Here is an 11,222-nt window from a genome sequence, read left to right as displayed (position 1 = left end):
CGCTTGCGCTTGCCCAGAATCTCCTGCATGGTCTCGGCGGCCCCGTTCTGGTGCCGCAGCCACTGCGGGGCGGCTTCCCTGGCGCGGGTCAACTCCTCCATGGCGGCGGACAGATCGCCGGTCCGGGTGTGGGCGCGCGCCACATCGAGGGTGAAGCGGTTCCCGTCGTTGGTGCTGGGCCTGCCCAAGCGCTTCCACGCCTTGGGCGACAACTCCTCCTGCTCGCCCGCCTTACGCACCACGGCGCGGGCGTCGCCGATGACCAGCGAGTCTTCGAGTGCCTTGACCGCGACGGTGACCGGCCCGAAGACGGACCAGTGCCGGGAGACGTTGCGATGCGACGTCCCGACAGCGGTTGCCGCGACGCGGGCGGCCTGACGGTACGCCTTCGCCTCGTCGGGACGGTTGTTCCTCGCGGCTGCGGCGGCGGCCTCCATCGCTAGGCCGCCCCACACCGCGTAGTGGTCCGGCTCGGCCCCGGTGATCTTCGGCTCCACCGCGTCCATGCTCTGGGCAGCGACCTGTTCCGCCTCGTCCAAGCGGCCCTGCCGCACCAGCAACCAGCACATGCAGCCGACACCCGAGCCCGCCGCGAGCATGTCTCCGGCCTGACGGGCGTCCATGATGGAGCCGCGCACGGCGGCGTACGCGATGTCGTACTGCCGTACCTGGGTGAGGTAGGTGCCGGCCAGACGCAGCGCCTCGGCACGGGCCAGCAGAGCCTGCCGGTGCTCGTCCCCGCTGTCGTAGTAGGCGACGGCTTGTGTGGCATCACGCAGCAGGACCGGCAGTTGGGCGGCGACGCTCTTGTAGCTGTCGGAGAAGTACAGCACCCGTGCGTCTTGCAGCGTCCGTCGGAAGGTGCGCAGGTTCGGTTCCTCGCCCACGGCTTCGGCGTCCTGGTCCACAAGTCCGACGGCTGGAGTGAGGGCGGCGCGGAGCTGGATCAGGTTGACGCGGTTCGGCTCCTCGGTCTGCCCGACCGGTTCCGGGGCATCGGATGCCATCAACGCGGCGGTGGTCACCCCAAGCGCTCGGGCGAGCGTGTGCAGGGTCTCCATGCGGAGAGTGCCGCCCTGCTCGGCCTTGCGAACCGTGCCCGGCGATACGCCTGCGGCATGGGCCAGTTCCTCCTGGCTCATCCCCGCGCGACGCCGGTACTTGCGGACGTTGTCGGCCAGCTCCGTAATCATCAACTCACCACCTCCCACTCCACGGTACGCCCGGCCGGCACATCACCCGGGGACGATCCGGCAGACACCCACCCACAGGGGCTACCCCACCACCTGGCGCGCTGGAACTCCGGCAGAATCGGGGCCTGAGCGGGAGGGGTCCCTCGTCGGTCGGGCAGCTTCGCCGTGCCAGGGTTCCCCGGGGGCCGCCAAGGCTCACATCGTGACGCGTGCGCTCGGCCTTGGCGGCCCCCGGGGGTTCCTGGTACGCCTCCGGTGACCGGGCGGCGAGGGACCCCTCCCGCGACCCACGAACCCCTCACCCCGACGAAGCCGCACCCGCACACGGCCCCCTGCCCCTCGGAGGGAGGGCCGGGGTCTGGGGCGGAGCCCCGGAAGTGGTTCGCTGTGCTGGCTGTTGCGCGCCCGGTCCGGCGGGGTCGGCGGCGAGCGGGGCGGAGACAGGAGCGGGCGGCGGCCCCGTTGGGCCGGGCGCGCGCGGGCCGCGCCAGCGGGCCGCCCTTGATCAAGTAAAGAAAGTCTGAACAGCTCTCCCTGTCGTCGCATCTGGCCGAGGTGCCAGGCTGACCGTCAGGGGCGCTGCTGTCGGCGCTTTTTCGATTCGGCCAGTGCGGCTTCGAGTTTCTCGCTTGGCGATGCGTCTGAGTCGGCGTCGTCGTCATGGAGCGGTGGCAGAAACAGGCCGCGTCGGCTCGTCTCGCGCTTGACCTTCCGGCGTTCGTTGTAGATCCGCTGGTGTTCCTCCCGGATCGTGACCCATCGCTCGTCGAGGTCCGCTTCCCGTGCCAGCAGCTCGTCATCGGTGAGGTCGGCGAAGTCGGCGGCTGCTGCGCGGGCCTCGCGGGCGATCTCATCCCGTAGCAGGTAGTTCGTGATCGGCCCGTGGTGCTTGCCCGGCTCTGGGGCCTGGCGCACGAAGACACCGCGGCCCTTGACCGAGTACACGAGCCCTTCCTGCTTGAGCCTTCGGTAGGCGTTCTGCGCGGTGGAGTTGGCTACTTGAAAGCGCTCTTGGATCTCACGGGCGGGCGGGAGCTGAGAGCCCGGAGGGTAGGTGCCTTCCGCGATGTCGCGGCGGAGGAAGTCGGCCACTTGGACGTAGGGCGGGCGGCCGTCATCGTTGCGGATGAGATCGGCCGGCCAGTCCGGGCCCGAATCCTCTCCGCCGGCGTCCGCTGCTGAGGTGCCCGGGGCATCGCTCTCGCTGGCCGTCGAGCTCACAAAGCTGCCCCGGCCGAGTTGGGAGTAGACCAGCCCTTCCTGCTTGAGGACCCGCAGGGCGTTTTGGACGGTGGAGCTGGAGACACCGAACCGCTCGCCGAGCACATTCGCCGAGGGCAGGCGCTCGCCCGACGTGAACTCGCCGGTCAGGATCGCGTCCCGCAGGGCAGCAGCAGCCTGGAGATACGGCGGTCGGGAGTCCTCGTCCAAGGGCAGGGTCATGGGCCCACGGTATCGCCTGCCTGGTGAGCCGCTACAGGCAGATTCATGTGCTTCCCGCCTGACCGCTCACCCACCTCATCGAACTAACAACCTCATCGGCCTTGCAAGTTTTACGATCATCTCCTTATGCTCGTGGCGAGTCGATCAAGCGGCTCCATCGAACAAGGATGTGAAGGCGTGGCCATGACCCGTATCCGTGTTGCCCTGCTGCCGTCGGCGGTGTGCATCGCGGGCACCGAGCCGGTGCTGAAGATCAAGGACCAGCAGACCGGAGAGGTCGCCACCGACCGGGAGACCGGGGCGTCGCTCTACACGGTGACCGTGATGCTGATGGAGGACGGCCGGGCCGAGGTCCTGAAGATCACGGTCCCGGAGACGGGCCTGGCGGCCGGGCTGAAGCCGGGGGCGATGGTGCGGCCGGTGGAGTTGTTCGCGACCCCGTGGGCGCGGATCTTCAACGGTCAGCTCTCCGATGGCGTCGCCTACCGGGCCGCCCGCCTGGAACTGGTGATGGTGGAGGCGGCCCAGTGATCCGCTTCGGAGATCCCGCTCCGGAGCGGGAGACCTATCCGCTGCGGCCCCTGCCGGGCACCGACAACGTTCTGACGTGCTCCGTGTCCGGGGCCGTACTCGATCTGCTGGGCCTGAACCCGGCCGACGCTGCGGCCCTCGACCTTGGCGACGTGTTCCGTCTTCTGAGCGAAGCGGGGACGTGACATGGGAACCGTAATCGACCACGCGCCGGACGTACTGCCGATCGCCGTAGCACTGGCGACAGGCTGGCTGCTGCTGGGCGTGGTGCGCTACGTGCGCGCCGACCGGGGCACCCGGGCCAGTATCCGGCAGGCCGTGCGGGTGCGCTGCGGCTGGATACGCCTAGCGCGGATGGCGGGCCTGACCGTCACCGACAAGACCCCCGGCCTGCTGGGGCAGCTGACCGCACCGAAGGGCACGACGCCCCCGCCGCGCGTGCTGACTCCGAAGATCAAAGTGACGGCCGATCAGTTCGGTGTGGTCGTGCGGGCCAAATGCCTGCCGAAGGTCGGCCTGGAGGAGTTCCAGCGCGCGGCCCGGTTCCTGGCCGACTCCTGGCGGTGCACGCGGGTGTCCGTGCTGCCGGACGGCCCCGGCCGGGTGGTGATCCGGGGCGTTCGCCTGGATCCGCTGGTCACGCAGACCGAGCACCGTCCCACCGGACGCCCGCCGGCCGACCTGTCGCGGTGGGAGCTGGGCGTGGACGAGTACGCCGCTCCGGTGTGCGTCTCGCTGGCCAACGTGCCCGGCGTGACCGTGGCCGGTGTCCCCGGCGCGGGCAAGACCTCGCTGATCAACCGGCTCGTCTGTGACCTCGCGCCGTCGCGCGCGGTGCAGTTCGCGGTGGCCGACGGGAAGGTGTCAGCCGCCCATGAGGGTGACTACGCCGACCTGCGCGAGCGCCTGTTCGCGTTCGTCGGTGACGACCTGGACGAGGCGAACGCCCTGTTCAAGCGCCTGGTCGCGCTGCGGCGTACCCGGTCCTCTGCGATCCGTGACGTGCTCGGTGTGAAGAACATGTGGCACGTCAGTCCCTCGGAGGTCTGGCCGCTGACCGTGCTGATCATCGACGAGGCCCACACCTACTTCCGCGACTACAAGGGCAACGACCCGCAGACCAAGCGCCTGGCGGCGCTGACGGCGGACAACGCGCGTCTGGTCGAAGACCTGGTGAAGAAGGGCCGCAGTGTCGGCTTCCTGGTCATCCTGGTCAGCCAGAAGGTGACCGGCGACGCGATCCCCACCTTCATCCGCGACGTGTGCCCGGTCGGCCTGTCCTTCGCCCAGAAGACGGCGGAAGCCGCCGTGGCCGCACTCGGGGACGACATCCGCAACTGGCCGGACGCCAGCCCGGTCACCTTGCAGGACCCCGCCTACGTCGGCGTCGCGGTGATGGCCATGCAGGGCCGCCCCGGCTTCACCCGCATCCGCACCCCCTATGTGCCGGACGCCGACGCGGTCCGCATCGCCGAGGTGACCGCCCACCTGGCCATCGACCCGGCCCTGTACCTGGAATCCGTCCCCGGCCCGCGCTACTGGGGCGGCACCGCGCCGACGGACCGCACAGTCGTGCCGCTGGCCAAGCACCGTCCGTGACCATCCCCGACCCCCACCCCGGAAGGAGGCCCCACACATGACCGAGGAACGGTTCACCCGGCGCACCGTGACCGTGGTCATGGCGGTCATCGCGGCCCTGGCCTTCGTCTTCTCCTTCGGCAACGTCTGGGCGCTCGCCCTGCGCCTCGGTGTACCCCACCCGATCGCGCCACTGGTCGCGCCGATGGTGGACCTGTCGGTCGTCGGGCTGCTGGTCGCTCTGCGATTCCTCGCCCTGCACGGCGTCCCCGAAAACGAACTGCGAGCCGGTACCCGCCTGCTGCACCTGTGCGGGCTGCTCACCCTCGCACTGAACACCGCCGAGCCCCTGCTGACCGGACGCTACGGACGCGCCTGCCTGGACACCGTCGCCCCGCTCCTGCTGCTGGGCTGGGGCCGCGTCGGCCCCTCGTTCCTGGCCCAGTTCCACACCCTCACCCAGCCACCCCCACTCCCGAAGGCCGCCGCCAAACCCGGCCGCATCCCCGACGCTGAGACGGTGCCCGCTGGTGCCTTCGCCCCTGCCGCACCACCCCCAACCCCTGCACCAGTCACCGAACTCGCCCCGGCCCCTGATCCACCTCCGGTCACCCCGACCATCGAAGCACCAGAACCCAACCCCGCTCCGGCCCAGGCCACCGCCTCGGCCGCCACCGCCAAGACAAACGCGACCGCCTTCCGCCCGGCCCTGCCCGCCGCCCTGCTCAACGCCGCCCGGCGCATCGCGGACACCCACCACGCCGAGCACGGCCAGCCCATCACCGCCGCCCAACTGGGGACCCGCATGGGCGTCGCCCTGCCGGTCGCCACCGCCGCGCTCGCTCACTTCTGAGCCCCGGCCCTCGCCGGCCGAATCCCCCTCGCTGAAACCACGCCCGCCCATGGGCCTGGTTCGTCATGCCCCGAGCAGCGCCAACACGCCTCCCTGACCGGCTGTGCTCGGGGCCACCCACCCGAACTGAAAGGACGCGCCCGGATGGTCACCCTGGACCTGCGCCGGGTGGCAAGCCCCGCCGTGCGGGACCTGCTTCACCTGGTCAACCAGCCCGACTTCGCCCGCGCACAGCAGCAGATCGAACGCCTCGGCGGCTGCACGGAACCCGTTCGCCTGACCGGCCACACCGCCACCGTGGACACCACGACCGGTGAGGTGCTGCGCTCCTATACCTCCTCCGACGAACCCACGGGCAGCCTGCTCACCACGTGCGGCAACCGCCGGGCCTCCCGCTGCCCGGCCTGCTCCCGCCTCTACGCCGCCGACACCTACCACCTCATCCGCGCCGGCCTGTCCGGTGGCAAGACCGTGCCCGACACCGTCCGCACCCACCCCCGCGTCTTCGCCACCCTCACCGCCCCCTCCTTCGGCCCCGTCCACAACCGCCCCACCACGCCTGCTGGCGACACCCGGCCCTGCCGCTGCCGCAAGCTCCACGACACCACGGACCCGCTGCTGGGGACGCCGCTGAACCCGGCAACGTACGACTACGCGGGCGCAGTCCTGTTCAACGCCCACGCCGGAGCCTTGTGGGCCCGCTTCACCACCTACCTGCGCCGGGAACTCGCCGCCCGGCTCGGCATGACGCAGAAGGCCGCCCGGGCCGTGCTGCGTGTGTCCTTCGCGAAGGTCGCCGAGTACCAGAAGCGCGGCCTGGTCCACTTCCACGCTGTCATCCGGCTCGATGGCCCGGATGGCAGCACCCAGCCCCCGCGCCCGTACGCCACCGCCACCGTGCTCACCGATGCCATCCGGGCTGCCGCACCCCGCGCCCGCATCTCCGTCGCATCGGATGCGGTGGGAGAACGCGAACTCGCCTGGGGCGAACAACTCGACGTACGCCAGATCGCCGCCTTCGGCACCGACGCCGAACTCACCGACCAGGCGGTAGCCGCCTACGTAGCCAAGTACGCCACCAAGTCCGCCGACGCCTCCGGCACCCTCGACCGCTCCCTGTTCTGCCGCCCCTGCCAAGGACGCGGCGCAACCCTCCTGCCCCACGGAACGCCACTCCCATGCGCCGCCTGCGACGGCACCGGACAGGCACGGCCCCTGCCCCGCCTCGCCGTCGCCCGCCACGTGCGACAGATGATCCGCACCTGCTGGGAACTGGGCAAGCGCCCGGAGTTCGCCGACCTCAAGCTCTGGAAGTGGGCGCACATGCTCGGCTTCCGCGGCCACTTCTCCACCAAGTCCCGCCGCTACTCCACCACCCTCGGCGCGCTGCGCGACGCCCGCCGCACCTGGCGGGCCGAACAGACCCGCGCCCAAACCGGCCAGCCCGACCACGACCCAACGACCACGCTCGTCATCGGCCACTGGGCCTACCTCGGCTCGGGCTACAGCCCCGGCGCCGCACTCCTCGCCGCCAACGTCTGGCACCGCAAAGAACTGGAACGGCAGTTCGCGGCCGAAGGGGGCTACTGATGGCCCCGCCCCCACTCGCCGTCCTCCACACGGAAGGGGCACCGGTGCTGGACCTGCTCACGGTGCCCCAGGTCATGGCCCGCCTCCAGCTCGGCCGTTCCGCCGTCTACGACCTCCTCCGCTCCGGCCAGCTCGCCTCGATCACCCTCGGCCGCGCCCGGCGCATCCCCACCCACGCCCTCACCGACTTCATCCGCACCCGCCTCGAACAGGACGCTTCCTAATGCTGTTGTCAAGCAGCCTCGGTGACGGGTGGTGTGATTTGGTAGCACCGTCGGTCACGGATGAGGGCCCACAGAACGTTGACGCGTCGGCGGGCCAGTGCCAGGACAGCCTGGATGTGGCTCTTGCCTTCGGCTCTCTTGCGGTCGTAGAACCGCTTGGAGTTGGGATCGCTCCAGGAGCTGACCAACGCGGAGGTATAGAAGACGCGTTGCAGACGCCGGTGATAGCGCTGAGGGCGCCGCAGGTTGCCGCTGGTCTTGCCGGAGTCGTGCGGTGCGGGAGCGACGCCGCCGAAGGCCGCGAGGCGGTCCGCGGTGGGAAAGCCGTCCAGGCTGCCGCCGACGGCGGCCAGGAACTCGGCGCCGAGTCTGGGCCCCATGCCGGGCATGCTCAGGATCACCTCGGCGAGTTCGTGCTCGCGAAACCGGCCCTCGATGAGCTTGTCGATCTCGGCGATCTTCTCGTTGAGGGCCATCACCTCCTTCGCGAGGGTGAGCACCATCTGCGCGATGGCCTTCTCGCCGACGACGGCGGTGTGCTGCCGCTCGGCGGCCTCCACGGCCGCCTTGGCGAGGCTGTCGGCGCCGCGGACCTTGCGGTTGCGCAGCCAGGTGGTGAGCCGGCTGACGCCGATGCGGCGCAGGGCCGCCGGGGTCTGGTAGCCGGTGAGGAGGACCAGAGGGCCTGCGTTGGTGAGTTCCAGGGCGCGTTCGAGCGCGGGGAACATGCTCAGCACAGTGCCCCGCAGGCGGTTGATGGTGCGGGTACGGTCGGCGACCAGGTCGATGCGGTGGCTGGTGTGCAGTCGCATCTCGATCGTGGCGTCGTCGTCGGGCCGGATGCTCTGCAGGTCACGGCGCATGCGTGCCTGGTCGGCGATGACGCGGGCGTCGCGGGCGTCGGTCTTGCCCTCGCCCCGGTAGGCGTCGGAGGCCCGGTTGACCATGCGGCCGGGGATGTAGAGCAGCTCCTGCATGTGGTTGACCAGGACGGCGATCAGCAGGCCGGGCTCACCGCCCGTCATGTCCAGCGCCCATGTCACCTCACGCCCGTCGGCGATGTCGAGGACATCGCCCATGAGCTGGAGGAGTTCCGGCTCGTCGTTAGCCACCCGGCGCGACAGCAGGGTCTTGCCGTCGGCGTCCATGGCGACGCAGTGGTGGTGGGTCTTGCCGCAGTCAATCCCGGCCCATATCCGGCTCATCGCGCTCCCGAAGTCGTTCCTGTCGTGCGTACCACGGACGACTTCGCCGGCATTGCCCTACACAGCGATCTTGTCGCACTTCCTAATCGGCGGCCGAGTCGTCGTGGGAGATGGGGCGGCGAAGCCTCCGGAGCCACGAACGGCAGCCAGCCTGAGAGCCACACCCCACCCCCCTGGGTGCCACAACCCTACGAATGGCTGCGGGCAACCCGTGATCTGAAAGGTAGGGCCGCCTGATGGCCACACCCCGGGACACTCCCGCCTCCCGCCGGACCCGCGCCAACGGGGACGGAACCGTCTACCAGCGAAAAGACGGCCGCTGGGAAGCCGCCGGATACGTCCTCGCCCCCGGCAACACCCGCCGCCGCATCCGCGTCTACGGCACCACCCGCAAGGAAGCACTCGCCAAGCTCACCGAGAAGATCGCCGCCAGCAACCGCGGCCTGCCCGTGCCCTCCGCGCAGGGCAGCGTGGCCGCGTACCTGACGTACTGGCTGGAGACCGTCGCCGTCCACCGGCTCCGCGAGACCACCCACACCCGCTACACCGCCTGCGTACGCCTGTACGTGGTCCCCGGCCTGGGACGGAAGAAGCTCGCCAAACTCACCGCCAAGGACGTCCGCACCTGGCTCGACCAGCTCCGCACCACCTGCCAGTGCTGCACACGCGGCCTCGACACCAACCGCGACCAACCCCAGTGCTGCGCGGCCGGGAAGTGCTGCCACAAGCGGCTCTCCCCGCTGACCCTGGCCTACATCCACTCCGTGCTCAAATCCGCCCTGGAGCACGCCGTCCGAGAGGAGGAGATCCCCCGCAACGTCGCCCGCAACGTCCGCATGGGCACACCACGCCCCCGCCGCTTCGAACCGCTCACCGCCGCCGAGGCCCGCGCGTTCCTCGCCGCCACCAGCGGCCACCGGCTGAGCGCGCTGTTCGAACTCGCACTGCGCACCGGCCTGCGCAAGGGCGAACTCCTCGGCCTACGCTGGGAAGACCTCGACCTGACCGGCGGAACCGCCAGCATCCGCCGCACCCTCCAACGCACCAACACCGCCGGCCTGACCGCCCTGCCGACCAAGACCCATAGCTCCGAACGCCGTATCGCCCTGCCCACGCCGTGTCTACGCTCCCTCGAAGATCACCGTGACCGGCAGCGCCAGGAACGCGAAGCGGCGGGGCCGGGCTGGAAGGCAAGCGGCTACATCTTCACTCGGACCGACGGCTCCCCGATCGAGGGCGCCACCCTCACCCGGCACTTCAACACCCTGCTCCGCCGGGCCACCCTCCGCCGCATCCGCTTCCACGACCTCCGCCACTCGACCGCCACCCTCCTCCTCGAACAGGGAGTCGAACTCGTCGTCATCAAAGAGCTCCTCGGACACGCCCACATCGGCGTCACCGCCACCGTCTACGCCCACGTCCGACTCCGCCTCCAACGAGACGCCATAGACCTCCTCGGCAACACCCTCCGCAACCCCTCCGAGCCCACCATCCGGCCCGACGACGGCGACAAACCACCACTTCGTGCGGCACCCGTCCGCTGACGTTGCCGTCAACTACTGCCGTCAGACACCCCAGTGGCCCCACCGGAACAAATCCGGTGGGGCCACTGTCATCTTCTTGGCTTAGGCCAGTAAATGCCTAAGCCAAGAATCGGTAGATGCCCTTTAGAGGCGCCCCGAGATCTCTTCGGTCAATTCCCGCCGCCTCTAGATGGATGAGGATTGTCGAATTCTCCTCACACCCTGGAAAGCATTTCAAGAATTCAGCCACACACGCGCTGAGGACGTGAATTACATGTCTCTCAATCTCGGAGTCACTACCAGTATTCTCCGAGGTTAGAGCGGGACCTGGCGGAGTAGCCAGAATTACGCCCGGGGCGCCATCTCCTCGTGTATTTTCTAGGACCTGCGCAACCCCTATCTGCGGAGTTCCGCCATAGCGTTCATGGGCAAGTGGGAAGCTCAAAATCGCAGCGTCACAGTCTGCACCAGCCTCAGGTACCGATCCGACCCGAAACCCAACTCCTGGTAGCTCTCCCAAGACCTCTCTGCACGCCTCCACGATTCGTTCGCTGGATGCCGCGACTATGTATCTCATCCGCAACCCACGCCAGTGCTCATACCGGTCATGATTGAAGGCCTTCCAAGAATCTTCAATTCATCGTTGTTGAGAGCGACCCCACCATCAACCACATCCGCAGTGTACGCCATACGGGCACCCTCTGGCAGATCCGCAACGTTGACCGTAGTGCGAATCATGGTATACGGACCTTCCTTAGGATAGGCCGCGTAGGCCCTACGGGAATATTCGGCAGCACCCTTTTCCGTAAAGGAGAAATACTTGACGCCCTGTGGGCTGTTCCAAGTCCGATTTGCCGATATGTCCGCCAGCTCTTTAGCCGTAACGCCGCGCCACAGATACGTCTGCCCAGGGCCCGGTCCACCGCTATTGTGAACCAGAATCGGCGTGGTCCCGGCGAGTACATAGTACGTGTGGAGGTCACCGATGGTGAGGTTGTGGACGGTGGTGCTGTGGCTGGTCCGGCGGGTGATTGCGGTGATCTGGACGTGGGTGCCCGCGCTGGTCCGGAGCCATTGGCCGG

Annotated in this window: 11 protein-coding genes; 7 read left to right on the top strand and 4 right to left on the bottom strand. The window is 69.1% G+C overall.

Features of this window, described 5'->3' with window-relative positions:
* The coding region (locus ACIBAE_RS29415) for a helix-turn-helix domain-containing protein (RefSeq protein ID WP_399291387.1) at positions 1 to 1,193 on the bottom strand (1,193 nt) is incomplete at its 3' end.
* Between the two features lie 570 nt (positions 1,194 to 1,763).
* Positions 1,764 to 2,636 (bottom strand): GntR family transcriptional regulator, encoded by an 873-nt coding sequence (locus ACIBAE_RS29410; RefSeq protein ID WP_399291384.1) that lies wholly within the window; start codon positions 2,634 to 2,636, stop codon positions 1,764 to 1,766.
* Between the two features lie 177 nt (positions 2,637 to 2,813).
* Here ACIBAE_RS29410 and ACIBAE_RS29405 point away from each other — a divergent pair, with 177 nt between their 5' ends.
* The 6 genes from ACIBAE_RS29405 (at position 2,814) to ACIBAE_RS29380 (ending at position 7,412) form a co-directional block, all read left to right on the top strand.
* Positions 2,814 to 3,167, top strand: coding sequence for a hypothetical protein (locus ACIBAE_RS29405; RefSeq protein WP_330799974.1), 354 nt, complete (start codon positions 2,814 to 2,816; stop codon positions 3,165 to 3,167).
* Positions 3,164 to 3,352: a hypothetical protein gene (locus ACIBAE_RS29400; RefSeq protein WP_399291379.1), complete on the top strand. Its 189-nt coding sequence runs from the start codon at positions 3,164 to 3,166 to the stop codon at positions 3,350 to 3,352. The genes ACIBAE_RS29405 and ACIBAE_RS29400 overlap by 4 nt, the downstream gene beginning before the upstream one ends.
* A 1-nt stretch (position 3,353) precedes the next feature.
* A complete protein-coding gene (locus ACIBAE_RS29395) occupies positions 3,354 to 4,766 on the top strand; it encodes an ATP-binding protein (protein ID WP_399291376.1) in 1,413 nt (470 codons plus the stop codon).
* A gap of 37 nt (positions 4,767 to 4,803) precedes the next feature.
* The gene (locus ACIBAE_RS29390; RefSeq protein WP_399291374.1) at positions 4,804 to 5,598 is read left to right on the top strand and encodes a DUF2637 domain-containing protein; all 795 of its coding nucleotides are present in this window, start codon (positions 4,804 to 4,806) and stop codon (positions 5,596 to 5,598) included.
* Between the two features lie 144 nt (positions 5,599 to 5,742).
* Positions 5,743 to 7,188 carry a replication initiator gene (locus tag ACIBAE_RS29385; RefSeq protein WP_399291372.1) on the top strand — a complete coding sequence of 482 codons (1,446 nt, stop codon included), beginning with the start codon at positions 5,743 to 5,745 and terminating at the stop codon, positions 7,186 to 7,188.
* Positions 7,188 to 7,412, top strand: coding sequence for a helix-turn-helix domain-containing protein (locus ACIBAE_RS29380; protein WP_399291369.1), 225 nt, complete (start codon positions 7,188 to 7,190; stop codon positions 7,410 to 7,412). The genes ACIBAE_RS29385 and ACIBAE_RS29380 overlap by 1 nt, the downstream gene beginning before the upstream one ends.
* A gap of 8 nt (positions 7,413 to 7,420) precedes the next feature.
* Here ACIBAE_RS29380 and ACIBAE_RS29375 read toward each other — a convergent pair whose 3' ends face one another.
* Positions 7,421 to 8,617 carry an IS110 family transposase gene (locus ACIBAE_RS29375; protein WP_399291366.1) on the bottom strand — a complete coding sequence of 399 codons (1,197 nt, stop codon included), beginning with the start codon at positions 8,615 to 8,617 and terminating at the stop codon, positions 7,421 to 7,423.
* Between the two features lie 236 nt (positions 8,618 to 8,853).
* On the opposite strand from ACIBAE_RS29375, the gene ACIBAE_RS29370 reads away from it, so the two are divergent.
* Positions 8,854 to 10,161 (top strand): tyrosine-type recombinase/integrase, encoded by a 1,308-nt coding sequence (locus ACIBAE_RS29370; RefSeq protein ID WP_399291363.1) that lies wholly within the window; start codon positions 8,854 to 8,856, stop codon positions 10,159 to 10,161.
* A 552-nt stretch (positions 10,162 to 10,713) separates the two neighbouring features.
* On the opposite strand, the gene ACIBAE_RS29365 is transcribed toward ACIBAE_RS29370, so the two are convergent.
* A partial coding sequence (locus ACIBAE_RS29365) for a hypothetical protein (RefSeq protein ID WP_399291360.1) occupies positions 10,714 to 11,222 on the bottom strand: 509 nt, incomplete at its 5' end.

This window comes from Streptomyces sp. NPDC051569, assembly GCF_044454085.1.
Classification (GTDB): domain Bacteria; phylum Actinomycetota; class Actinomycetes; order Streptomycetales; family Streptomycetaceae; genus Streptomyces.
The sequence above is the reverse complement of the archived record's forward strand: the minus strand, read 5'-3'. Positions and strand labels throughout refer to the sequence as shown.